We start from the raw sequence: 24,010 nt of genomic DNA, 5'->3' as shown, positions 1-24,010 counted from the left end.
TTGCTCTTATCTAATACACACTATATATAATGAAGAATTTTGTAGAAGAATTAACATGGAGAGGTATGTTGCACCAAAGCATGCCAGGAGTAGAAGAACATTTATTAGAAGGTATGCAAAGTGCTTATGTAGGTATCGATCCTACAGCAGATTCTTTACATATTGGTCACTTAGTTGGTGTTATGATGTTGCGTCATTTTCAGTTAGCAGGTCACAAACCTTATGCTTTGGTTGGTGGTGCTACAGGAATGATAGGAGATCCATCAGGAAAATCTGCAGAACGAAACTTATTAGACGAAAAAACACTACGTCATAATCAAGAAGCTATAAAAAATCAATTGTCAAGATTTTTAGATTTTGATAGTGATGAAGCTAACTCAGCGGTTTTGGTAAACAACTATGACTGGATGAAAGAGTTTTCGTTTTTAGAGTTTATACGAGATGTAGGTAAGCACATTACAGTAAACTATATGATGGCTAAAGATTCTGTGAAAAAGCGTTTAAGCTCTGAAGCTAAAGAAGGAATGTCGTTTACAGAATTTACATATCAATTAGTACAAGGGTATGACTTTTTGCATTTGTACAGAGAGAACAATTGTTCTATACAAATGGGCGGAAGTGATCAATGGGGAAATATTACCACAGGTACAGAATTAATTCGTCGTATAGGTGGAGGTAAAGGTTATGCCTTAACCTGTCCGTTAATTACCAAAGCAGATGGTACTAAATTTGGCAAAACCGAAGGAGGTAATATTTGGTTAGATGCCAAAAGAACATCGCCATACAAATTTTACCAATATTGGTTAAACTCTAGCGATGATGATGCGGAAAAGTACATTAAAATCTTTACGTTTTTAACCGAAGAAGAAATCTCTGATTTAGTAAAAACACATGCAGAAGCACCTCACTTAAGAGCGTTGCAAAAGAAATTAGCAGAAGAAATTACCATTATGGTACACTCTAAAGAGGATTTTGAAAATGCCGAAAAAGCATCAAGTATTTTGTTTAGTAAATCTTTTAAAGAGGATATTAAAACTTTAGATGAAGTTACATTTTTAGATGTTTTTGAAGGCGTGCCACAAGCTTTTATTTCAAGAGCAGAGTTTAATGAAGGTTTAGATATGATTGGTGCTTTGGCAGCAAAAACTAATTTCTTGAATTCTAATGGTGAAGCAAGACGTGCTTTAAAAGAAAATTCGATTTCAGTTAATAAAGAAAAAGTAAAAGAAGATTACCAACTGTCTTCTGAAGACTTAATAAACGATACCTATATTATACTCAATAAAGGAAAGAAAAATACCTATATCATAAAGGTTGAATAAAAAAAGTGCCCAAAATTTCTTTTGGGCACTTCTAACCAATCAATCAACTATTGAAAAATCTTTCTTTTTCTATAGCAATTGAATAGTCGTAATAGTTTTTATAACCTTACAAAGCCATTAGGTTACAACCTCTAATATCTGAGTTGTCAAACCTGCCAATAATTTCAAATTGATTGTTTTCTGAAGTTTTGCCTAAATCTTGTGTGGCAATAAACGCACAAGAGTTGATGTTGGCTAAGTCTATAATATTTATGCCACCTGTTTTGTTTGGTGGTAACACTGTTAAAGCGTCCTCAGTATCTCTTGTTAAAATTTTCATCCAAGGCGCGCATTCAAAAACACCGTTACCTTTAGAATAAGCCTGACTAAGAAGTTCAGTCATGCCATATTCACTATGTATTTGCTTGACACCAAAACCTTTTTTAAGCACATCATGCAGTTCTTGTCGTATAATTTCTTTTCGTCTGCCTTTCATGCCACCAGTTTCCATTACTATGGTGTGTTTTAGGCTAAATTGAAATTGCTCAACTAAATCTAACAAAGCAAAAGAAACACCAATTAAAAGTGTTTTTTGTCCTTTAGCTTCAAGCCTGTTAAGCGTTTTAGCAAGGTCTTGAAGATTGTTGAGGTAAAAGCCACTTTCAGGATGTTTAGATTTTTGTATTAAATCATCTACCATATAAATAAGTGATGATCCATCGCGTTCTAAATAAGAAGGTAATAGTGCTAATACTACATAGTCTTCAATATTGCCATAAAAATGTGCAAAGCCTTTTAAATAGCTTTCCTCGTATATGCTTAGGTTGGTAACTTGGTGCTTACTTGTTGTGCTTCCTGTTGTGCCAGAACTGGTAAAGATTTTTTCAACTTTAGCCCTAGAACTTAAAACGTCATGTGTTTTAAAAAACTGAATAGGTAAAAAAGGAATTTCGGTAAGACTTTTTATGTCTGAAGGATGCTTGTAAAGCAAATCGCAAAATGAACGATAAACACCATTGTTTTCAAACTGAAATCTAAAGATATCAAGAGCTAATGCTTCAAATTCGGCATTGTTTTTAATATTAAAAATGGTGTCTGTAGAAATCATTGTGCAAAAGTATTGAAAATAAAAAAGCGCAGCTAAATCTTAGCTGCGCTTTCTTTATTAAAAAAACAATGATTATTTAATAACTAATTTTTTAGTCGTAGTAGCATTGTTTTGTGTAATCTTTAAAATATAAACACCAGACTTTAAGTCAGACACATTTAGAGAAGTGTTGTTTGTTAAAGTTTGATATTTTACTCTTTTACCTAAGATGTCGTAAGCTTCTACAGACATATCACCATCGTTATTAGAAGCGATGTTTACAAAACCTGTATTTGTTGGGTTAGGGAAAAGGCTAAATTTAGAAGCATTAAAACCGTTAACACTTAATGGTGCAGCTATATCACTAGCGTATCTTGGGAAAATTTGGTAAGTACCGTTAAATTCTCCTCCAAGACCAGTAATGCTAGAAGCCGTAGTTGGTATAGCAGTACCTATAATATCTTCGTCGCCAAAAGCTACTCTACATACTGTAACGTCACTTCCGTCAGCAACATTATAGTTTGTATTATCAGCAAATACTCCAGTATCTTCAAAAGTTACATTGTTTAATGTAATTAATCTACTCTCGTAAGTTTCGCCATTAGTAATAAGATCAGCAGCACTTACAACAATTGGAGTTAAAACGTTACCAGTAGAAGATGCACTTGCTACATTCTCGCTAGGAACAAACTGAAGTGTTCCAGCATATTCTGTTAATTGACCTTTTAATCCTGTAATACCGTCTCCAATGTTAAAAGAAGTACTTAATGTACCAGCAGTATCATCAATTAAGATACCTGCATCTCCATCTTGGATGTATTTTTGGTTTCTAGTACCTTCAGTTACGATATAAGAGATTACTGCTTCGCCAGTTAATTCGTAAAATTCACCAGTAGTACCAGCACGTAAAGCAGTGATGTTAGAAACCTGAGCAATTGTAGTAACGTCAAAAGTTACAGACGCTGTAGCTGGGTTTGGTAATGATGCACCACTATTGTCAACTAATTCTAAAGCAACAGTATGAGAGCCATCAGCAAGGCTAGACAAGCTTATTGGAGTACTATCAAATTTATCAATAGCAGCACCACCATCTACAGTGTATACGATGTATCCATCTCCAGCACCACCAGAAGCAACATTAAAATTTTGTACACTAATTTCAACATCTACATCGCTAGATGGTACTGTAGCACCATCAGTAGGAGAAGTGATAGCTACACTAGGATCTACAGCAGCTACAATTTGTAAATTATCGATGTAAAATAGAGATCCACCAGTCCAGTTAGAATTGATATCATAAAAACGAATTCCGAATTCAAAATCTTCATTGCTCGCTGGCGTATACTCAAAAGAGATAGTTTGCCATTGATTAAGTACTGTTTCGTCAGAGTATTCAGATGGTGAAAAACCATTGCCATTAAAAATTCTAGCTCTTGCTTCATTATTTGTAGCATAAACATCTAAACTCATAGTATAAGTTACACCTCCAATAAGAGATACAGTTTGTCTCATGTCTGTATCACCTTGAGTTTGTGTTAGAACATTTACACTTGCAGAACTAGTACCATCAGATACGTAAGTTGCGTTTGTGTTCTCAGTTAAGTCAGTCGTGTTAAAGTCTAGTGTTGTCCAAGAGTCAGGAGCACCAGCTGTCCATGATTCAAAGCTACCATTCGCAGCAAGGTTTTGACCGAATGAAATCAGACTTATTAAACTAAAAAATAAAAAGTAAATTTTTTTCATAATTGTTTTTTAATAAAAATTAGACTGTAAATATACTAACAATAACTGAGTTTATAAGGTGTTTTTTGTGAACAACATGCTTTTTTACAATAAGTTAACATCTGTGTTGAGGTAATTGTTTTGTAATCATGGTATTGGTTTTTAATGTTAGAGAATTGTTATCAATTTTGATAAAAGACTTACTTTATGAGATATATTTTATCTTTACCCAAGCTTAAAATTATCTTAACAGTGAAAAAAAAGGACATTAAGATACTATTGGTAGACGATGAGCCAGATATCTTAGAAATTGTAGGTTATAACTTAACATCAGAAGGTTACCAGGTTATAACAGGTGAAAATGGTGTAGAAGCTATTGAAAAAGCGAAGAAGCACAAACCACATTTAATCATACTAGATGTTATGATGCCAGAAATGGATGGTATAGAAGCTTGTGAGCGTATTAGACAAGATTCTAAGTTAAATAATACTATCATTACGTTTTTAACCGCAAGAGGTGAAGACTATTCTCAAGTAGCAGGTTTTGATGCTGGTGCAGATGATTATATAACAAAGCCTATAAAGCCAAAAGTGCTTGTTAGTAAAGTGAAAGCGCTACTTAGAAGACTTAAGGATACCGATAATCCTAACGAGTCTATTAAAATAGGAGACTTAATAATTAATAGAGAAGAATATAAAATCACTAAAAATGGTGAAGAAATTATTCTGCCTAGAAAAGAGTTTGAATTATTATCTTTGTTAGCAACCAAGCCTGGTAAAGTTTTTAAGCGCGAAGAAATTTTAGACAAAGTATGGGGAAATGAAGTCGTTGTTGGCGGAAGAACCATAGATGTTCATATTAGAAAACTTCGTGAAAAGATAGGAGACAAATCTTTTAAAACTGTTAAAGGTGTTGGGTACAAGTTTGTAGACTAATGCAGAAAAAAAACATAAAAAAAACATATAAGTTCGCTTTTAGAACCTCATTGTATGTTACAATTTTTGCAACACTCCTTGTGAGTGTTTTTTTATACTACTACCATACTTTTAATTGGCAGATTGTATTTTTTCCAATAATCTGCTTTCCGCTTTGTTTTGCAATTATTCAGTATAGAGTAGAGCATTTTATTTATAGAAGGGTAAAGAAAATATATGATGATCTAACACTCTTAGAATCTACAAGTCTTAGGAGGCAACCTATAACAACAGATATGGGAACCCTAACCAAAGAGATAGATAAATATGCCAGAGATAAGAAAATAGAGATAGAAACTTTAAAAGTTAGAGAAGAATACCGTAAAGAATTTATCGGTAATGTTTCTCACGAGCTTAAAACTCCATTGTTTACTGTTCAAGGTTATATAGATACATTGTTGGATGGTGCTATCGAAGATGAAAAAATTAGAAAAAAGTATTTGCAAAGAGCAAGTAAAGGGGTTGAGCGATTAACATATATAATCAAGGATTTAGATATGATTACCAAGTTAGAAGTTGGTGATCTTAGTCTCAATAAAGAAACCTTTGATATTGTAAAACTTGTTCAGAATGTTTTTGAGCTTTTTGAAATGAAAGCTGCTAAAAAGAGAATTACCCTAACTTTTGATATGGAATATGCGCAACCAATTATGGTTTACGCAGATATTGAAAGGATACAGCAAGTACTTACAAACTTGGTTGTAAATTCTATAAAGTACGGAAGAGAGAAAGGGACAACCGAAGTAAGTATAGAAAACCTTATAAAAAACAAAGCGATAATAAGAGTAACCGATAATGGTGAAGGTATAAAAAAAGAAAATGTACCTCGTTTGTTTGAGAGGTTTTACAGAGTAGACAAAAGCGGGTCTAGAAAAGAAGGTGGTTCTGGTTTGGGCTTATCTATTGTAAAGCACATTATTGAAGCTCATGATGAAAAAATGTATGTAGAGAGTGAGTTGGGTGTGGGTAGTGAGTTTTCGTTCACTCTAGAAAAGGTTGAATAGTTTTTTATAATTAAGATCGTACTGCAAATATTTAAATCCTGAATATTTTTCAATTTCATTCAGCATTTCAATTTCAAAATCATTTTGTTTACAACAAGGAGCTATGAGTTCCTCTTTAAATTTCTTAGCTAAATATTCTTGTTCAAACTGTCCAGGAGTAGGTATTAAAAATGCTTTTTTTTCAAGTTTAGCATAGTCCATAATAGAAGTATAGCCAGATCTGCTTAAAACCAATTCGCTTTCATTTAGAGCTTTTTCTAGCTCTTGACTGGCCATAAAGTTATAGGTTGTAATATGGTTTATCTGTGTTTTGCGTTGTTCGTTTTCAATAAGACCTTTAACAAAGCAAACGTTACCATCAAAAGATTGTAATTGGTCAAGCAACTTTATTTCTAAAAAAGAGCGTTGAGGTTCTGGTCCAGATAAAACCACAAGGAGATCATACTTTTTTTCTAAATTTTGTTTTTCAAATCTACTTAGTGGTCCTAAGTATTTTATAGGAGATTCAAAGCCTCCTATATGGCCTAGATTACCGCTAAGATTTTTTGATCCGTTATGGTCTGGTACCCAGCATTCGTCAAATTTAGAAATGATTTTTTGATGAAGTTTAGAGCTAAGCCATGTTGTACTTCCGCTAAGGACGCGCAACTGATGTGTTATAAAAACAGAGGGAATATTTTTGTCTCTTACTCCAAATCTATTGTCAGAAATAATTCCTGAAATATTTTCAGACTTTACAAGGCTTTCAGTAACCTTTTTTTCTCTTTTTATTGTTTTTAATAAACTGGGCGAATCCTTAATAAGCTTTAGTTTAAAACTATTTGCTTTTTTTGAATACGTAATGTTATAAGAAGGAAGCTCAAGCGATTGAAGTTGAGGAAACTCTTTTTTTAATAACCTAAGTGCTTCACCATCACTGGCAATAACAGGTTCAAATTTATTTGCTATTAAAGCATTTATAACAGGAATACTGCGTGTAGCGTGTCCTAAACCCCAATTTAATGGAGCAATTAAAATCCTTTTCATCAAAAGCAAAGATAAACCTTAAAATGTTTCCTTAATTTTACCAAATTATTAATAAGCAGTAAAACGTGGGAAGTAAAAATAAACTCAAAAGATTTAAAGAAAACGAAACCTTTGATAATGTGTTTCAGCCAACCAGAGAAGAGCTAACAGAAGGTAATTATAATCTAAAAGGAAAATGGCGCGAAAAAGTATTTAAAAACGATAACCCAATAGTGTTAGAGCTAGGTTGTGGTAAAGGTGAGTATACAGTTGGTTTAGCACAACGTTACCCAAATAAAAATTTTATAGGTGTAGATATAAAAGGAGCTCGCTTTTGGCGAGGTGCTAAAACAGCAGTTGAAGAAGATATAAATAACGCAGCTTTCATTAGAACACAGATAGAACTAATCGAGTATGTTTTTGAAGCCAACGAAGTTGATGAAATATGGATTACTTTCCCAGATCCACAAATAAAATACAAAAGAACAAAGCATAGATTAACCAATATTCAGTTTTTAGATCGATACAAAAAAATTCTAAAACCCAATGGTCTAATGCATCTTAAAACAGATAGTGAGTTTATGCATGGCTATACTTTAGGACTATTGCATGGTTTAGGGTATGAGGTCTTGTATGCTAATCATAATGTGTACAAATTAGAAGGTAGTCCAGAAGAGGTTACTCAAATACAAACCTTTTATGAGAACCAGTATTTAGAAAAAGACAAAGCAATTACGTATATTAGATTCAAAATCAACTAAAATTTGAGCATTACAGTTGTTTTCTTCCTAGGACTTTTTGTGGCATTGGTAGGTGTAATTCCGCCAGGATTGCTAAATATGACAGCAGCAAAAATTAGTCTAAAGGAAGGTCCAGGTCGCGGCATAACATTTTCTTCAGGTGTGTGTGTGGTTGTTTTTATACAAACATATTTAGCTGCTATTTTTGCACGCTATTTATCAAACAGACCAGATATTGTAGAAATACTTCAGCGTGTTGCTTTTGTAATTTTTGTACTTATTACCATATATTTTTTGGTGGTAGCAAGAAACCAAAAAGAAGCTAATGTAGAAGATGAAGACGTTATGAGTAAGCAAAGCCGTTTTTTTCATGGTATGCTTTTGTCTGCTTTAAATGTGTTTCCAATACCTTATCAGGCGTATATGACCATTACGTTGTCGTCTTTTGGTTGGATGAATTTTGAAAAAACCAATATTGTAACCTATGTAACAGGTGCTGCTATGGGAACATTTGTAATGTTATACTTCTATATCTTCTTTTTTGATAGAATTAAAGACAAAAAAATCACTTCTCAAAAAAGTATGAATTACAGCATAGGGATTATTACAGGGCTGGTTGCTTTGGTTACACTAATTAATATCTTAAAAGAGTTATAATGAAACCAGAAACTCTTGGTTTTTTTGAAAAAGTTTATGAAGTGGCAAGGCAAATCCCTTCAGGAAGAGTTACGAGCTATGGTGCAATCGCTAAGTATCTCGGCTCAACCAAAAGTGCTCGTATTGTTGGTTATGCTATGAATAGTTCTGGAGAAAAAGATGTGCCAGCACATCGTGTCGTTAATAGAAAAGGATTATTAACAGGTAAGCATCATTTTGAAGGAACAAACCTTATGCAACAATTGCTAGAAAACGAAGGTGTTGAGGTTGTAGATAATCAAATACAAAATTTTGAAGCCTTGTTTTGGGATCCTTCAAAAGAAATCTAGGTATGGTTTTTGCTTTTTCCTTTCCTATGAAAAACAGTATCGTTGTATTTTTTCTTGTTTGTCTGTTTTCATGCACAGGCAGAGGTAGTATTGAGACCTATCCTATAATTACAACTCAAGAATTTGATAGTATTATCTCGGAGGATTCAAAATTAATGTTAGCAGCAAATCCTGTTGTTTATGCAATAAACTTCAAGGATTCTGTTAATTTGAATGACAAGAAAGAAGACGAACAAAATTATTTTGGTGAATACGATGAAAACTTCTACATTCACGACAGTCTAAAAATTTTTGTAGATGATAAGAATCTAGATTTTCATACTAGTGAATTTAATTTTTTTAGTATTCCGCCACCTCCACCACCAAAGATTAAGGATTCTATTTATGATAAAGAAAATGGAGTTTATGAGTATGAATACGAATATAATACTGATAAAGAGTTTGAGGAACTATTATTAAAAATGGAACAAAGAAAAAGAGTCCATTATAAAACTTATCCAGTATACATATATAATTATGGCGAGAGTCAAACCGTGATTCAAGCACCTATAATAACAGAGTTATTTATTTTACTTGAAGCTAAGAATAAAAATAATGAGTGGAAACCGGTTGAATATTTTGAGCAATACGGATTTTTATGTGGAACAGGTCACAGAGATTATGTTTTAAGGCCTAAGCATTATTTACTTACTACCGTTAAAAGATATAAAGGAGATTATAAAACAAAGCTACGTGTAAAGTTTAGATCGTTTGACAAGGTTTTTTATTCAAATGAGTTTGAAGGCTTTATTAACTATTCTCAATTTCAACCAGACTCAATTATTGAGAAGACAAAACAAAGGCTAGCTAATAGAGATTCAATAACGATATCCCAAAAGCTGAAATGGATGTTTTTAAATAATTAGTTTTCTCTTTTTTGCTAGCAGAAATTTACATTCAGCAATGTATTTGTTCTATCAATCTATATATAAATAACTTCAAGTATTCATCTTCTCAAATCTAGGTTTATTACGTATCTTTGCATTTAGAAAAAATCTAGATAAACAAGTGAAATGAGCTATGAATGAGTGATTTTAGTTGCTTTTTAACTCTAAAATCAATTCTATCTCATAAACTGTTGAATGAAGTATTGTACAGATGAAACTTAATAAAAAAGATATACTAGAAGCGCTTAAGACTATAACAGCACCAGGTGAAGGTCAAAACATGGTAGATAGTGGTGCGGTGACAAACGTGGTGACTTTTGGTGATGAGGTTATAGTAGATATAACTATAAAAAATCCAAGCCTTCAGGCCAAGAAAAAAACTGAAGTAGAAATTCTTCAAACTATTCATAAAGAGGTTTATGAAAAGGCAAAAATCAAAGTAAATATAAAGGTAGAAGCACCAGCAAAACCTGTGGTTAACGAAATAAAAGGTGAGCCAATTCCTGGTATTCAAAATATTGTAGCAGTAGCATCAGGAAAAGGTGGTGTTGGTAAATCAACAGTTACAGCCAATTTAGCTGTTACATTATCAAAAATGGGCTTTAAAGTAGGTGTTTTAGATGCTGACGTTTACGGACCGTCTATTCCTATTATGTTCGATGTAGCAAATGAAAGACCATTATCTGTAAATATTGACGGAAAATCGAAAATGAAACCTGTAGAAAATTATGGAGTAAAAGTACTTTCTATAGGATTTTTTACAAGACCAGACCAAGCTGTAATTTGGAGAGGACCAATGGCATCAAAAGCATTAAATCAAATGATATTTGATGCAGATTGGGGAGAATTAGATTTCTTATTATTAGACTTACCTCCAGGAACAGGGGATATCCACCTAAGTATTATGCAGGCAATGCCTATAACAGGAGCAGTAGTGGTGAGTACTCCTCAAAATGTAGCTTTGGCAGATGCTAAAAAAGGAGTTGCAATGTTTCAGCAAGACAGTATCAATGTTCCTGTGCTAGGTATTATTGAGAATATGGCTTATTTTACACCTGCCGAATTGCCGGAAAATAAATATTATATTTTTGGACAAGAAGGTGCTAAGAACTTAGCAGAAGATTTAGAGGTTCCGTTTTTAGGAGAAGTACCACTTGTGCAAAGTATAAGAGAAGCAGGTGATGTTGGTAGACCAGCAGCCTTGCAAACTGCAACGCCAACAGAAGAAGCATTTGAAGATATTACAAGGAATGTAGTACAAGAAGTTGTTAATAGAAATAAAAGTCTACCAGCAACCGAAGCAATAAAAATTACAACAATGGCAGGATGTTCTGCTGTAAAGAAATAGTAGATGAGCTCAGAAGAATTAAAATTAAATGTTGAAAAAGCATTAGAGGAAATCCGTCCGTTCTTACAAAGTGATGGAGGAGATATTAATTTATTGTCTATAGATGACGATAAGTTGGTTAAAGTACAATTAACAGGTGCTTGTACCTCTTGTAGTGTTAATCAAATGACATTAAAATCTGGGGTAGAAATGACCATAAAAAAATACGCTCCTCAAATTGAAAAAGTTATTAATGTAGAATAATCAGTTAGGTGATATTTGTCACATAATCTCTGTATTAACATTAGTAATTTTACATCCAATTCTAAATCCATGATTACAACAGATATAATTATAATTGGTGCTGGACCTACTGGTCTTTTTGCTGTATTTGAAGCAGGACTTTTGAAGTTAAAATGCCATTTAATAGATGCATTACCACAACCAGGAGGGCAGTGCTCAGAACTTTATCCTAAAAAACCAATATACGACATACCAGGTTTTCCTGAGATATTAGCAGATGATCTTACAAAAAATCTGTTAGAACAATGCAAGCAGTTTGAGCCAGGTTTTACATTAGGTGAACGTGCAGACACTATAGAAAAACAAGAAGACGGTACATTCATTGTTACTACAAATAAAGGTACAAAACACCAAGCACCAGTTGTTGCTATAGCAAGTGGTTTAGGTAGTTTTGAACCTAGAAAACCTTTAATTCATAATATCACAGATTTTGAAGATAAAGGAGTAGAGTATATGATAAAAGAACCAGAACTTTACCGAGACAAAAAAGTTGTTATTGCAGGTGGTGGAGATTCTGCATTAGATTGGAGTATATTTTTAAGCGATGTCGCTTCAGAAGTTACCTTAATTCACCGTAGAAACGAGTTTAGAGGTCACTTAGATTCTGTTGAGAAAGTTCAGGAGTTAAAAAATAAAGGCAAGATTAATCTTATAACTCCTGCTGAAGTTGTTGGTATTGTCGGTGACGATAAAGTAAAAGCCGTTGTAGTAAAACAAGCGCAGCATATAGAAAAAGAATTTGAGATAGAATGTGATCATTTTGTGCCACTTTTTGGACTATCTCCTAAGTTAGGACCAATTGCAAATTGGGGACTAGAGATAGAGAAAAATGCTATTAAAGTAAATAATGCGCTAGATTACCAAACTAATATTCCTGGTATTTTTGCCATTGGTGATGGAAATACTTATCCAGGAAAATTAAAACTTATTCTTTGTGGGTTTCATGAAGCTACTTTAATGTGTCAGGCAGCTTATCAGATTATAAACCCAGGAAAACGTTATGTGCTAAAATACACTACAGTTGCAGGTGTTGATGGTTTTGATGGTACGCGTAAGGAAGCACCAAAAGCTGTGGTAAAAGCAATTGAGTAAACTGTATATTATAATTGATATCGTGCTGAGCATGGCTAAGCATTTTAAGTATGACTGATTCGGATATAAACATAACAATTATTGATCGAGATGGTGTAAAACATCAAATTGAAGCACCAACAGACATGGCGATGAATCTTATGGAAGTGGTTCGTTCTTATGAACTTGCTCCAGAAGGCACCATTGGTGTTTGTGGTGGTATGGCTATGTGTGCATCGTGTCAATGTTATGTGATGAGTGATACTGAATTACCAGAAATGCAAGATGATGAAGAAGCAATGCTTTCTGAAGCTTTTTATGTAAAAGATAATTCTCGTTTAGGTTGCCAAATTCATATTACGCCAGAGTTGGAAGGACTGGAGGTAGAGTTGGCTCCTGAGAGCTAAAATTCCTGCGGAAGCAGGAATCTCTTAATTAAACAAGCTAAGATATATAGAGACTAACGTTTCACAGGTGTTTTAAAACTAGTGCGGATTTTTTTATTATTAAGAGTTGTTATTGAGCATCTGATTTAGTGATAATTTATTCCGTCTTATAATCCATCAAAGGTGTAGGTCCTTCAAGCAAAAAACGGTCAATTTTCAATGTGCCATCTTCTGTGGTTACAATTTGCCATTTAATGAGTGAAATTTTTCCGTTTTCAATCTCAAGTCCTGTAATACTTCTTGGATGTACACAACTACCATCATTAAAAAAGGCAATGTCACCAGGTTCTGGAAATCGAGGTCTGTGTGTATGACCCGTTACTGTGATTAGGTTATTATTTTCGGTAATCCACTTTTTAGTACGTCGTTCTACTTTTATAAGTTCTTTGTAGTTTTTGGCAGGACTTGTTGGGTCTGCAATACCCATAACATTCAGAGGTTTCCATAATATACGAACCATAAAGCGGCTCCACCTCCAAAATAAGTAATTCCACCAATCGGCTTGATGACCATGACAGAGAAATAATTCTTGTCCTGTTTCTGTGTGTTTTAAGACGATACCTTCATGATATTTGATATCGCAAAAGAGTTCGACATCTTCACCTACTTTTGGATCAAAATAGGTCGATAAAGTTTTTTCAACATATTTAGGATCACGATAAACCATATCGTGATTTCCCCAAATCATATGTAGTCTGTTTTCTTCATGAAATTGCTTCATGAGCAAATAGACATTTTTATGTGCGTTGAGTATGGATTCAAAAGAAAGGTTTTCCCATAATTCATCTCCATCTCCAAGTTCGCAATAACTAAAACCTTCTAAATAATAATGCTTTAAAGCATGAAAATAGATATTTCTATTATTGGCAAAATCATCAGCAAAACTGTTGTCACCACGATGACAATCACTAAACAAAATAAATTTTGAAGTGTTGTCAAAGGCAATATGATGCGCATTTTTATAAGCTCTATCTAATCGTTTTTTTGATGACATAAAATAAAAGTAAATAAAAAATGTCATTCTGAAAGAAAAAGAGAATTTCTCTGAATTGAGGTTCTTTAAATTTCTTTCAGAATGACATTAATTAATGTCTAAATGTAGTCTGTCTACTATTTAAAAGCGTTTAAACCAGTAATGTCTAAACCTGTAATTAGTAAATGTATATCGTGTGTGCCTTCGTAAGTGATTACACTTTCTAGGTTCATAGAATGGCGCATTATGCTGTATTCTCCAGTTATACCCATACCTCCAAGCATTTGTCTTGCTTCTCGAGCAATGTTTATAGCCATATCAACATTGTTACGTTTTGCCATAGAAATTTGCGCTGAGGTTGCTTTATCTTCATTACGCAACACACCTAATCTCCATGTTAATAATTGTGCTTTAGTAATTTCGGTAATCATTTCGGCTAACTTCTTTTGTTGTAATTGAAATTGCCCTATTGGCTTACCAAACTGAATACGCTCTTTACTGTACCTTAAAGCAGTATCATAGCAGTCCATAGCAGCACCAATTGCTCCCCAAGCAATACCATAACGTGCAGAGTCTAAGCAGCCAAGTGGTGCGCCTAAACCAGATTTGTTAGGTAATAAATTTTCTTTAGGAACTTTAACGTTATCAAAAATAAGCTCACCTGTAGCAGAAGCTCTAAGCGACCATTTGTTATGCGTTTCAGGTGTAGAGAATCCTTCCATACCACGCTCAACAATTAGACCATGAATACGTCCTTCTTCGTTTTTTGCCCAAACAACAGCTACTTGGCAGAAAGGAGCGTTAGAAATCCACATTTTAGCACCATTTAAAAGGTAATGGTCACCCATATCTTTATAATTGGTAGTCATGCCACCAGGATTACTTCCGTGATCTGGTTCAGTTAAACCAAAAGAACCCATCCACTCGCCAGAAGCTAATTTTGGTAAGTATTTTTGACGTTGTTCTTCTGTACCGTATTTCCAGATAGGATACATTACTAGAGAGGACTGTACAGATGCTGTACTACGTACTCCAGAATCTCCACGTTCTATTTCTTGCATGATTAAGCCGTATGAAATCTGGTCTAAACCTGCTCCACCATATTCCTCAGGAATATAAGGTCCGAAGGCACCAATTTCTGCTAATCCGCCAATAATAGATTTTGGAAATTCTGCTTTTTGAGCAGCTTCTTCAATTATTGGAGAAACATCGCGTTTTACCCATTCTCTGGCTGCATCGCGTACAAGTTTATGTTCTTCAGAAAGTAATTCGTCTAAGTTATAATAGTCAGGAGCTTCAAATAAATCTGGTTTCATTCTTATTATGATATTTATAACTTCTAATTTTGAAGATTTACCAAAATAGAAGCTGTTATTTTATAAGTTTCACAAAAGTAACGAAATCGATTTCATTGCCCAATAGAAGCGTTACATTTTCAAATAAAAATCTTTGGTAAGATTAATGTAGTCTTCGGTGTAGTTATGACGGTCCGTTTCAATAATTAATTCTGAAATTTCAACCTCTTTTTCAGTATAGCTAAATTCAATTAAGCTACGTTTTACATCAGCATCAGGATTACCTCTTACATGAAGGATGCGCTGCGGAAAAAGTCCTATAGTGCTGGCTAAAGCAACAAAATCATCTTCCTCTTTTTTTGGAATAACAATTGAAAACAAACCATCTTCAGCTAGCAAATGTGCTACAGCATAAATAATATGTTTAAAAGGCATGGCATCGTTAAAACGTGCTAAATCCCTGGATTTATTTTCAGTTTTATAATCTTCGGAATAAAAAGGAGGGTTACAAATAATTAAATCGAAAGCATCTTCTACTTCCTCAACAAACTCTAAAAGGGAGGCGTGATAACAAAACAAGCGATCGTTCCATGGTGAATTTTCAAAATTTTCGGAGCATTGTTCGTAAGCATTATCGTCTATTTCTATTGCTTCAATTTGCTCAGCAAAACTTCTTTGAGCTATCATAAGGCTTAGGATTCCTGTGCCAGAGCCAATGTCTAAGACGCTAAAAGGATTGCGTTTTACTGAGGTCCAAGCACCAAGTAAAACACCATCAGTACCAATTTTCATAGCACAACGATCTTGTTTTACTGTAAACTGTTTGAATTTGAATGGTTTATTCATGTTTTGTCATTCCTGCGAAGGCAGGAGTCCATTTTAAAATTTATTTATACGAAGTAGATTCCTGTCTTCGTAGGAATGACAGCTAGTTTTCTAAGTATAATTCAATCAATCCCTCAGGAGTTTCAACCTCAATAGTCTTATTTGGTTTGTCAACTTTAACGATAAATTCGTCATTCATTGGAATTAGAATTTCTGTGCCATTTCTATCTATTTCAAAAAGGGCTTGCGCTGTAGTATCATTGATGGCTTTTATAATTCCAACAGTGCCAAAGTTGCTGTCTGTAATAGTAAAACCTATTACTTCATGGTAATAGAATTTGTCCCCTTCTAATTTTGGGAGTAGGTCTAAGGGCAAGTAAAGCTCAGATTTAATTAACGCTTCAGCATCGGCTTCATTGTCTACATCTTCAAACTTTAATCGTAGTAAATCTGATTTGTGCAACTGTGATGCTTCTACAAAAAAAGGTACAAGGTTACCTCTGAGATCCATAAAAACCGCATCAATATTTTCATAAAGATCGGGTTCGTCAGTGTCTAGTTTAGCTAAAAGTTCTCCTTTATAGCTATACTTTTTTACGATTTTTCCTAAGTAAAAACAATCTTCTTTTTTCATGCTTACATCCTGCGAAGGCAGAAATATTTTTTAAATATGTTCTCTAATTTAATGAGATTCCCATTTTTATGGGAATAAAAAAACCCTGACGATAAAGCCAGGGTTTAAAAGTATAAAAATAAATTTTTTATTCTTCTTCGTTAGAAGCAGTTTCTTCTTCAGCAACTTCTTCTTCTACTACAGGAGCATTTGCTGCGATACGAGCTTCGTTTACAGCTTTTTCTGCTTCTAGAGCTTTTGCTTTAGCATCGGCATCTGCTTTAGATAAACCTTCTGCTTTAGCTTGTACTTTTGCTGCTTTTTCTTCTAACCAAGCGTTGAATTTAGCTTCTGCTTGTTCTTCAGTTAAAGCACCTTTTTTTACACCACCAGCTAAATGCTTCTTTAATAAAGCACCTTTGTAAGATAAAATAGCTTTAGCAGTGTCAGTTGGTTGTGCACCATTTTCTAACCACTTTACAGCTCCATCTACATCAAGGTCAATAGTTGCAGGATTTGTGTTTGGATTGTAAGCACCTAATTTTTCTAAGTATTTACCATCTCTTTTAGCGCGAGAATCCGCTGCTACGATCCAGTAAAAAGGTTTTCCTTTTTTACCGTGTCTTTGTAATCTAATTTTTACAGGCATAATAATTAATTAATGAGGTTCTCGACCTCTGTTATTAATGAGGGCGCAAAGATAATATATTTTTTTTAATCTATAGTCTTTTAGTCTTTTAAACTGAAAGTTTAGTAATTTAAACAAAACGAGTGATGAAGAGTGAGTCTATTAAAAAAAATATTATACTTTTGGGTTTCTTGTTTCGTTATATTTTTGAAGCAACCATTAATCTCTTTACAAATAATGAAAAAATTAATTGTCTTATCTCTATTCTTATTAACAGTATTTAGTTGTGGTGATGAAGTTGAGTTTAATACTCCTGCATTTCAAGGTTCTTTAGATGGAACGTCATGGAGAGCAAAAGCTTTCTCAGCAAGTATTGATGAAAATGGATTTTTAACACTTTTTGGAACTAATAATATTGAAACCCTCGAATTAACAATACCTACGGTTGCAGTTGGTGTTTATGTGTTTGGAGATGTTAATACCATTGAAGCGCGTTTTACAACAGCAGATGGTACAGTGTACTCAACTAATTACAGACCTCATCCAGATGTGTCTGTGTATCCAGAATATGGAGAAATAAGATTAAATGAAATAGACAATAATAGATTTACAGGTACATTTAGATTTACTGCTTTTAATGAGTCTGGGCTTCGATCTGTTAATTTTACAGGTTTAACTGGTGAAACAGGTGTAGATCCTGTGACTGGTCAAAGTGGCCCTATTTATGGTGGTGTATTTTATAGAGTACCATTAATTTCTGGTTCAATTCCTGCAGATCCAATTACTTGTGTAGATGCTCAAATGGCAACAGATATTGCAGAAGCAGCTTATGATCTAGCGCAGCAACCTGGCGAAAATGGGTTTATAGACGCAACAGAGTTTGAGGCAGCGTGTGATGCTTACAGACAAGCTTTAGTTACTCAACAAGGTTATTGTGGTGATTTAGATGATTCAATTCAGCAGATGATAGATGATTTAGGTGCTTGCCAAATAAGTTGCGAAATGGCTACAACAAATAGAAATGAAGCTGAAGTACAATATAATACGGCAACAATGGGTGAGTTTGATGAGAAATGCGCTCAGTACCAATTATACCTTCAGGAGCAGATATACTATTGTGGTGATGAAGATGGTACAATACAAGCTGAAATTGATAGTTTAGACTGTGGTGACGATGATGGTGATGGTGTGCCAAATGTTTTTGAAGATTTTAATGGAGATGGAGATTTAACAAACGACGATACTGATGGTGATGGTGTTGCAAATTATTTAGATAACGACGACGATGGTGATGGTGTTCCAACTTCTGTAGAGTTGCAGTTAGATGAAGATGGTAATCCTACAGATACAGATGGAGATGGTGATGCAGATTATTTAGATACAGATGATGATGGTGATGGTATATTAACCATAAACGAAGATGCTAATATGGACGGAGATCCAACTAACGATGATACAGATGGAGACGGTGTGCCAGATTATCTTCAGGCCTAAGGAAAGCATAAAACTAAACAAAAGCGCTATTTGAAATTTTCAAATAGCGCTTTTTTGTTAAAGGCTGTTAAAGACTATTAAATGGTGTTAAATTACTTGACTTCGTGGTGTATGAATGTTATACTATAAATGCAGATGTGAAACAATACGCATCTATAAAGAACTTATTGGAATTAAAAAATGAACTAAGATATTATGAAGTACGAGAAAAAAATTTCAGACAAGTTAAATGAACTGCTAGTGAAAAATTATGATGCAGAGAAAGGTTACATTAACGCAATCTCAGAAGTGGATAATGTAAGTGTAAAAAACTTCTTTAAAAACATGGCAGAGCAACGATCTAAATTTGCGCGCCAATTGAGAACAGAAATCATCACTTATGGCGAAATTCCGGAAGACTCAGGAAGTTTTAAAGGAACAATGCATAGGAATTGGATGAGTTTAAGAGCAACCTTTTCTTCAAATAATGAAGAAACAATTTTAGAGGAAGCCTTAAGAGGAGAAAAAACTAGTTTAGATGAGTATAATGAATTGTTAAGTAATAATAATTTTCCATCTAGATTAACTGATTTGCTACGCGAGCAAAGAAACTCGATTGAAGCAGCAATTAATTCAGTAAAATTATATGAAGAAGTGTTGTCATAATCACTTCTGGTTTAGGTTAAGATAAAGCCACGCTTTTGCGTGGCTTTTTTTATGTTTAAAACTCTTGACAACTTACCTTCAGATAAGTCGAAATTCTATGTAATTTTAAGGGCTATTTTTACGACAAATTCATACTCTTTTTTCAAGGTCTAAAACAGGTAATTTATGTACTTAATCTTCGATACCGAAACCACAGGTTTACCAAAGCGTTGGGATGCACCAATAACAGATACAGATAACTGGCCAAGGTGTATTCAGATAGCATGGCAGTTGCATGATGCTATGGGTAATTGTATAGATCATCAAGATTATTTGGTTAAGCCAGATGGCTTTAATATACCTTACGATGCTGAAAAAATTCACGGCATTTCTACAGAGTTGGCAGCAGAACAAGGTATTTCTCTTGCCGAAGTTTTAGAAAAATTTAATGCTGTTTTAGAGAAAACTAAATTTGTGGTTGGTCAGAATGTTGGGTTCGATCTTAACATTATGGGTGCCGAATTTGTAAGAGAGGATGTTGCAAACCAATTACAAGAATTACCAGTATTAGATACCTGTACAGAGCATACAGCTTCACTTTGTCAGATTCCAGGAGGTAGAGGAGGAAAGTTTAAACTTCCAACCTTAACAGAATTACATCAATTTCTTTTTAATCAACCATTTGCTGAAGCACATAACGCAACTGCCGATGTTGAAGCTACAACTCGTTGTTTTTTAGAATTAGTTAGACGAAAAGAATATACTAAAGAGCAGTTAGATGTTCAGCCAGATTATTTTGAGAAATTTTCTGAAGAAAATCCGCAACCAATTCAGTTAATTGGACTAAAGCATCTTAATCTTAAACGCGAAAGCGCTAAGATAAATGCAAGGCTTCAAAAGGAGCAATCTCAAGAAATACCAACACAAACAAATAAAGAGGCTATTGCAAAATTGGCTGATGCAGAGTTTGTGCATTTGCATAACCACTCTCAGTTTTCAATTTTACAATCCACCATCAGTATTGGAGATTTAGTAGCTGCAGCGGCAAAAGAAAATATGCCTGCAGTTGCGTTGACAGATCACGGAAATATGATGGGAGCGTTTCACTTTGTGAGTGCTGTCTCAGCTCACAACAAGGGTGTAAAAGCAAAGCATAAAGAAGCCGAAGAGAATGGTGAAGAAAAGAAAGGAAAACTAATAAAACCTATTATTGGTTGTGAGTTTTTTGTTTGTGAAGACCATACAGATAAAACCCGAAAAGATAACGGTTACCAAATCGTTCTCTTGGCAAAGAATAAAAAAGGTTATCACAATTTGGCTAAGTTGTCATCTGCAGCTTTTACGGACGGCTTTTACTATGTGCCAAGAATTGATAAAAAACTCATAGAGCACTACAAAGAAGATCTTATTTGTTTAACAGGAAACCTTTATGGAGAAGTACCAAGTAAGGTGTTGAATATTGGTGAAAATCAAGCCGAGGAAGCCTTAATCTGGTGGAAAGACACCTTTGGTGAGGACTTGTATATCGAATTGATGCGTCATAATCAGGAAGATGAAAATCGTGTCAATCAAGTACTTATTCAATTTGCTCAAAAGCACGACGTTAAGCTAATTGCTACAAATAATACTTACTACGTAGAACAGGAAAACGCCAATGCGCACGATATTTTGTTGTGTGTAAAAGATGGTGAAAAACAAGCAACACCAATAGGTCGTGGTCGTGGTTATCGTTACGGATTACCAAATCAGGAATACTATTTCAAGTCAACTGAAGAGATGAAAGCGCTTTTTAGAGATGTTCCTGAAGCTATTGTGAACATTCAGGAGGTAGTTGATAAAATTGAGCCTTTTGAACTGGCTCGTGATGTATTACTTCCTGCTTTTGATATTCCTGATGAATTCAAACATGAAGAGGATGAAGTAGATAATGGTAAACGAGGTGAGAATGCATATTTAAGGCACTTAACATACGAAGGTGCTAAAAAGCGCTACGGAGAGATTACGCCAGAAATAGCAGAACGTCTCGATTTTGAGTTGAGTGTTATTGAAAATACAGGTTATCCTGGTTACTTCCTTATTGTAGAAGATTTTATTCGCGAAGCCCGAAAAATGGATGTGTCCGTTGGTCCTGGTCGTGGTTCGGCAGCAGGTTCGGTAGTAGCGTACTGTTTGTGGATTACCAATATAGACCCAATAAAGTACGATTTACTTTTTGAGCGTTTCTTAAATCCAGATCGTGTGAGTATGCCAGATATCGATATCGATTTTGATGATGAAGGTCGTGGTCGTGTTATGCAATACGTTATCGATAAATATGGAGCCAATCAGGTAGCGCAAATTATTACCTATGGTACAATGGCTGCTAAATCTTCAATTAGAGATACAGCACGTGTGTTGGATTTACCATTAAATGAAGCGGATCATATTGCCAAGTTAATTCCGAATATGTCTAAGCTCGGAAAAATATTTGGTAAGAGCGAAAAAGAGTTAGCAAGCAAGTTTAGAGCAGAAGAATTAGAGAAAGTTAATCTGCTACTTAATATTTCAGACGGTTCAGGTTTACAGGCAGAAACAGTTAACCAGGCAAGAGTATTAGAAGGTTCTGTTAGAAATACAGGTATTCACGCTTGTGGTGTTATTATTACGCCTGGTGACATTACCAATTATGTGCCTGTTTCGGTAGCAAAAGATTCAGATTTATACGTTACACAGTTCGATAACTCTGTTGTAGAAAGTGCTGGATTGCTGAAGATGGATTTCTTAGGATTAAAGACCTTAACTTTAATTAAAGATACGGTTAAGATTGTAAAAGCAAAGCATGGTATAGAGCTCGATCCAGAGAATTTTCCGCTAGATGATGAAGAAACCTATGCGTTGTTCCAAAGAGGTGAAACAGTTGGGATTTTTCAATATGAATCACCAGGAATGCAGAAGCACATGAAGCATTTAAAGCCTACGGTTTTTGATGACCTTATTGCTATGAACGCTCTGTATCGTCCAGGTCCTATGGAATATATTCCGAGTTTTATTCGTCGTAAGCATGGAGATGAAGAAATTGTTTACGATTTACCTGAAACAGAAGAGTATTTAGCAGAAACTTACGGAATTACGGTTTACCAAGAGCAGGTAATGTTATTGTCGCAAAAACTGGCGGATTTTACCAAAGGTGAAGCCGATGTCTTGCGTAAGGCTATGGGTAAAAAGCAAAAGGCAGTACTAGATAAAATGAAGCCTAAATTCATTGAACAGGCTGCTGCTAAAGGCATGGATAAATCCAAGCTTGAGAAAATCTGGAAGGATTGGGAGGCTTTTGCGAGTTATGCATTTAACAAATCGCACTCTACTTGTTATGCTTGGATTGCATACCAAACAGCTTATCTAAAAGCGCATTATCCAGCAGAATATATGGCAGCTGTTCTTTCTAATAATATGAATGATATCAAGTCGGTAACATTCTTTATGGAAGAGTGTAAGCGTATGCGTTTGCCAGTGCTTGGGCCAAGTGTTAACGAGAGTTATTATAAATTCTCGGTAAACCAGGATAATGCAGTTCGTTTTGGAATGGGAGCAATTAAAGGTGTAGGACATGGAGCTGTAAAAACCATTGTAGAAAACAGAAAAGAAGGTGGTAATTATAAATCTATTTTCGATTTAGCCAAACGTGTAGACTTGAGAGCAGCCAACAAAAAATCATTTGAAGGTTTAGCTTATGCTGGTGGTTTTGATTGTTTTGAAGATACACATAGAGCACAGTATTTTGCGCACGAAGGTGATGGTGTTACCTTTTTAGAAAAAGCAATGAAATATGGAGCTAAACATCAGGAAAACGAAAATTCAGCGCAAGTAAGTTTGTTTGGGGAAGCTAGTGGAGTAGAAATAGCAGAACCACAAGTGCCTCCTTGTGAGGATTGGGGAACGATGGAAAAATTATCTAGAGAAAGAGAAGTGGTCGGAATTTATATTTCCGGTCATCCGCTAGATGATTTCAAAATTGAAATGAAGAATTTCTGTAATGGGACAATTTCTGTTTTTAACGACTTAGAAGCTGTAGTTAATAGAGAAATTACTTTTGGTGGTGTTGTTACAGATGTGCAGCATCGTGTAAGCAAGCAAGGCAAAGGTTGGGCATTGTTCACAATTGAGGATTATACAGATAGTTATGAATTTAGAATTTTTGGAGAAGATTATTTAAAGTTTAGGCATTTCTTTGTGGTAAATTCGTTTGTCTATGTGCGCGCTTTTGTGCGTGAGGGTTGGACTAATAGAGATACAGGTAAGAAAGGAGATCCAAGAATTCAGTTTAATAATTTTCAGTTATTGCACGATGTAATGGAAACCTATGCTAGAAAATTATCTATTCAACTTAATATTCATGATTTGCAAAAAGATACGATATTAAAGCTTCAAGATCTTATAAGAATGCATGAAGGTACTAAGAGTTTAAACTTTTTGGTTTATGATAATTCCGAAAAGTTAAAGCTAACGATGCCGAGCAGGATTCAAAAAATAAAAATATCCCAAGAATTACTCAAAGAGTTAAAAGGCTTGGATGTGAAATATAAGCTAAATTAGTATTAGTCAAAACAATATGAGCATAATCAAAACAAATACAACCATTGTAAGGTTTGGCAGAATTTTTGACTAATTTTGCGTAATAGAAGTAGA

The 24,010-nt window shown here is 34.4% G+C and carries 22 protein-coding genes; 14 read left to right on the top strand and 8 right to left on the bottom strand.

What is annotated here, in order from left to right; translation table 11 throughout:
* Window positions 1-26: 26 nt before the first annotated feature.
* Entirely contained in the window at window positions 27-1,322 is a 1,296-nt protein-coding gene (tyrS, locus tag P7122_RS08740) for a tyrosine--tRNA ligase (RefSeq protein ID WP_278005625.1), read from the top strand.
* A gap of 106 nt (window positions 1,323-1,428) precedes the next feature.
* Here the strand turns inward: tyrS and P7122_RS08735 are convergent, their stop codons facing one another.
* Both P7122_RS08735 and P7122_RS08730 read right to left on the bottom strand, forming a co-directional pair.
* Window positions 1,429-2,409 carry a LuxE/PaaK family acyltransferase gene (locus tag P7122_RS08735; protein ID WP_278005407.1) on the bottom strand — a complete coding sequence of 327 codons (981 nt, stop codon included), beginning with the start codon at window positions 2,407-2,409 and terminating at the stop codon, window positions 1,429-1,431.
* 72 nt (window positions 2,410-2,481) lie between these two features.
* Window positions 2,482-4,131 (bottom strand): T9SS type A sorting domain-containing protein, encoded by a 1,650-nt coding sequence (locus P7122_RS08730; RefSeq protein ID WP_278005406.1) that lies wholly within the window; start codon window positions 4,129-4,131, stop codon window positions 2,482-2,484.
* A 231-nt stretch (window positions 4,132-4,362) separates the two neighbouring features.
* Here P7122_RS08730 and P7122_RS08725 point away from each other — a divergent pair, with 231 nt between their 5' ends.
* On the top strand, window positions 4,363-5,046 hold the full coding sequence (locus P7122_RS08725; RefSeq protein ID WP_278005624.1) for a response regulator transcription factor: 684 nt from the start codon (window positions 4,363-4,365) through the stop codon (window positions 5,044-5,046).
* Window positions 5,046-6,089, top strand: coding sequence for a sensor histidine kinase (locus tag P7122_RS08720; RefSeq protein WP_278005405.1), 1,044 nt, complete (start codon window positions 5,046-5,048; stop codon window positions 6,087-6,089). The genes P7122_RS08725 and P7122_RS08720 overlap by 1 nt, the downstream gene beginning before the upstream one ends.
* Here P7122_RS08720 and P7122_RS08715 read toward each other — a convergent pair.
* A complete protein-coding gene (locus P7122_RS08715; RefSeq protein ID WP_278005404.1) occupies window positions 6,072-7,115 on the bottom strand; it encodes a glycosyltransferase in 1,044 nt (347 codons plus the stop codon). The genes P7122_RS08720 and P7122_RS08715 overlap by 18 nt on opposite strands.
* A 65-nt stretch (window positions 7,116-7,180) precedes the next feature.
* Between P7122_RS08715 and trmB the strand changes: the two genes are divergently transcribed.
* The 8 genes from trmB (at window position 7,181) to P7122_RS08675 (ending at window position 12,854) form a co-directional block, all read left to right on the top strand.
* Complete coding sequence (gene trmB, locus P7122_RS08710) at window positions 7,181-7,855, top strand: tRNA (guanosine(46)-N7)-methyltransferase TrmB (RefSeq protein WP_278005403.1); 675 nt, start codon at window positions 7,181-7,183, stop codon at window positions 7,853-7,855.
* A 3-nt stretch (window positions 7,856-7,858) separates the two neighbouring features.
* On the top strand, window positions 7,859-8,491 hold the full coding sequence (locus P7122_RS08705) for a LysE family transporter (protein WP_278005402.1): 633 nt from the start codon (window positions 7,859-7,861) through the stop codon (window positions 8,489-8,491).
* Window positions 8,491-8,820, top strand: coding sequence for an MGMT family protein (locus P7122_RS08700; protein ID WP_278005401.1), 330 nt, complete (start codon window positions 8,491-8,493; stop codon window positions 8,818-8,820). The genes P7122_RS08705 and P7122_RS08700 overlap by 1 nt, the downstream gene beginning before the upstream one ends.
* Window positions 8,821-8,846: 26 nt before the next feature.
* A complete protein-coding gene (locus P7122_RS08695) occupies window positions 8,847-9,725 on the top strand; it encodes a hypothetical protein (RefSeq protein WP_278005400.1) in 879 nt (292 codons plus the stop codon).
* Between the two features lie 232 nt (window positions 9,726-9,957).
* Window positions 9,958-11,094: an Mrp/NBP35 family ATP-binding protein gene (locus P7122_RS08690; protein ID WP_278005399.1), complete on the top strand. Its 1,137-nt coding sequence runs from the start codon at window positions 9,958-9,960 to the stop codon at window positions 11,092-11,094.
* 3 nt (window positions 11,095-11,097) lie between these two features.
* On the top strand, window positions 11,098-11,337 hold the full coding sequence (locus P7122_RS08685) for a NifU family protein (RefSeq protein ID WP_278005398.1): 240 nt from the start codon (window positions 11,098-11,100) through the stop codon (window positions 11,335-11,337).
* A gap of 69 nt (window positions 11,338-11,406) precedes the next feature.
* Window positions 11,407-12,468 (top strand): NAD(P)/FAD-dependent oxidoreductase, encoded by a 1,062-nt coding sequence (locus tag P7122_RS08680; protein WP_278005397.1) that lies wholly within the window; start codon window positions 11,407-11,409, stop codon window positions 12,466-12,468.
* 50 nt (window positions 12,469-12,518) lie between these two features.
* Window positions 12,519-12,854 carry a 2Fe-2S iron-sulfur cluster-binding family protein gene (locus P7122_RS08675; protein ID WP_278005396.1) on the top strand — a complete coding sequence of 112 codons (336 nt, stop codon included), beginning with the start codon at window positions 12,519-12,521 and terminating at the stop codon, window positions 12,852-12,854.
* Between the two features lie 136 nt (window positions 12,855-12,990).
* Here P7122_RS08675 and P7122_RS08670 read toward each other — a convergent pair whose 3' ends face one another.
* The 5 genes from P7122_RS08670 to P7122_RS08650 all read right to left on the bottom strand — a co-directional run bounded on the left by P7122_RS08670 (window position 12,991) and on the right by P7122_RS08650 (window position 17,248).
* Window positions 12,991-13,887: a metallophosphoesterase family protein gene (locus P7122_RS08670; RefSeq protein ID WP_278005395.1), complete on the bottom strand. Its 897-nt coding sequence runs from the start codon at window positions 13,885-13,887 to the stop codon at window positions 12,991-12,993.
* Between the two features lie 116 nt (window positions 13,888-14,003).
* On the bottom strand, window positions 14,004-15,182 hold the full coding sequence (locus P7122_RS08665) for an acyl-CoA dehydrogenase family protein (RefSeq protein WP_278005394.1): 1,179 nt from the start codon (window positions 15,180-15,182) through the stop codon (window positions 14,004-14,006).
* A 111-nt stretch (window positions 15,183-15,293) separates the two neighbouring features.
* Window positions 15,294-16,007 (bottom strand): tRNA1(Val) (adenine(37)-N6)-methyltransferase, encoded by a 714-nt coding sequence (locus P7122_RS08660; protein WP_278005393.1) that lies wholly within the window; start codon window positions 16,005-16,007, stop codon window positions 15,294-15,296.
* Window positions 16,008-16,089: 82 nt separating this feature from the next.
* The gene (gene rimM / locus P7122_RS08655; protein ID WP_278005392.1) at window positions 16,090-16,620 is read right to left on the bottom strand and encodes a ribosome maturation factor RimM; all 531 of its coding nucleotides are present in this window, start codon (window positions 16,618-16,620) and stop codon (window positions 16,090-16,092) included.
* 127 nt (window positions 16,621-16,747) lie between these two features.
* Complete coding sequence (locus tag P7122_RS08650; protein ID WP_278005391.1) at window positions 16,748-17,248, bottom strand: 30S ribosomal protein S16; 501 nt, start codon at window positions 17,246-17,248, stop codon at window positions 16,748-16,750.
* 216 nt (window positions 17,249-17,464) lie between these two features.
* Here P7122_RS08650 and P7122_RS08645 point away from each other — a divergent pair, with 216 nt between their 5' ends.
* The 3 genes from P7122_RS08645 (at window position 17,465) to dnaE (ending at window position 23,917) form a co-directional block, all read left to right on the top strand.
* Complete coding sequence (locus P7122_RS08645) at window positions 17,465-18,721, top strand: DUF6252 domain-containing protein (RefSeq protein ID WP_278005390.1); 1,257 nt, start codon at window positions 17,465-17,467, stop codon at window positions 18,719-18,721.
* A 195-nt stretch (window positions 18,722-18,916) separates the two neighbouring features.
* The gene (locus tag P7122_RS08640) at window positions 18,917-19,366 is read left to right on the top strand and encodes a ferritin-like domain-containing protein (protein ID WP_278005389.1); all 450 of its coding nucleotides are present in this window, start codon (window positions 18,917-18,919) and stop codon (window positions 19,364-19,366) included.
* Window positions 19,367-19,531: 165 nt separating this feature from the next.
* The gene (gene dnaE, locus P7122_RS08635; RefSeq protein ID WP_278005388.1) at window positions 19,532-23,917 is read left to right on the top strand and encodes a DNA polymerase III subunit alpha; all 4,386 of its coding nucleotides are present in this window, start codon (window positions 19,532-19,534) and stop codon (window positions 23,915-23,917) included.
* Window positions 23,918-24,010: the final 93 nt, after the last annotated feature.

The organism is Winogradskyella marincola, assembly GCF_029624125.1.
Taxonomy (GTDB): Bacteria; Bacteroidota; Bacteroidia; order Flavobacteriales; family Flavobacteriaceae; genus Winogradskyella; species Winogradskyella marincola.
Note: the sequence above shows the minus strand (reverse complement) of the source record. Positions and strands in the feature narration are given on the sequence as shown.

Coding starts and splice junctions, on each gene's coding strand:
- P7122_RS08735 (WP_278005407.1), bottom strand. CDS start 2,409: ATGATTTCTACAGACACCATTTTTAATATTAAAAACAATGCCGAATTT.
- P7122_RS08730 (WP_278005406.1), bottom strand. CDS start 4,131: ATGAAAAAAATTTACTTTTTATTTTTTAGTTTAATAAGTCTGATTTCA.
- P7122_RS08720 (WP_278005405.1), top strand. CDS start 5,046: ATGCAGAAAAAAAACATAAAAAAAACATATAAGTTCGCTTTTAGAACC.
- P7122_RS08715 (WP_278005404.1), bottom strand. CDS start 7,115: ATGAAAAGGATTTTAATTGCTCCATTAAATTGGGGTTTAGGACACGCT.
- P7122_RS08700 (WP_278005401.1), top strand. CDS start 8,491: ATGAAACCAGAAACTCTTGGTTTTTTTGAAAAAGTTTATGAAGTGGCA.
- P7122_RS08695 (WP_278005400.1), top strand. CDS start 8,847: ATGAAAAACAGTATCGTTGTATTTTTTCTTGTTTGTCTGTTTTCATGC.
- P7122_RS08690 (WP_278005399.1), top strand. CDS start 9,958: ATGAAACTTAATAAAAAAGATATACTAGAAGCGCTTAAGACTATAACA.
- P7122_RS08685 (WP_278005398.1), top strand. CDS start 11,098: ATGAGCTCAGAAGAATTAAAATTAAATGTTGAAAAAGCATTAGAGGAA.
- P7122_RS08680 (WP_278005397.1), top strand. CDS start 11,407: ATGATTACAACAGATATAATTATAATTGGTGCTGGACCTACTGGTCTT.
- P7122_RS08675 (WP_278005396.1), top strand. CDS start 12,519: ATGACTGATTCGGATATAAACATAACAATTATTGATCGAGATGGTGTA.
- P7122_RS08670 (WP_278005395.1), bottom strand. CDS start 13,887: ATGTCATCAAAAAAACGATTAGATAGAGCTTATAAAAATGCGCATCAT.
- P7122_RS08665 (WP_278005394.1), bottom strand. CDS start 15,182: ATGAAACCAGATTTATTTGAAGCTCCTGACTATTATAACTTAGACGAA.
- P7122_RS08660 (WP_278005393.1), bottom strand. CDS start 16,007: ATGAATAAACCATTCAAATTCAAACAGTTTACAGTAAAACAAGATCGT.
- rimM (WP_278005392.1), bottom strand. CDS start 16,620: ATGAAAAAAGAAGATTGTTTTTACTTAGGAAAAATCGTAAAAAAGTAT.
- P7122_RS08650 (WP_278005391.1), bottom strand. CDS start 17,248: ATGCCTGTAAAAATTAGATTACAAAGACACGGTAAAAAAGGAAAACCT.
- P7122_RS08645 (WP_278005390.1), top strand. CDS start 17,465: ATGAAAAAATTAATTGTCTTATCTCTATTCTTATTAACAGTATTTAGT.
- P7122_RS08640 (WP_278005389.1), top strand. CDS start 18,917: ATGAAGTACGAGAAAAAAATTTCAGACAAGTTAAATGAACTGCTAGTG.
- dnaE (WP_278005388.1), top strand. CDS start 19,532: ATGTACTTAATCTTCGATACCGAAACCACAGGTTTACCAAAGCGTTGG.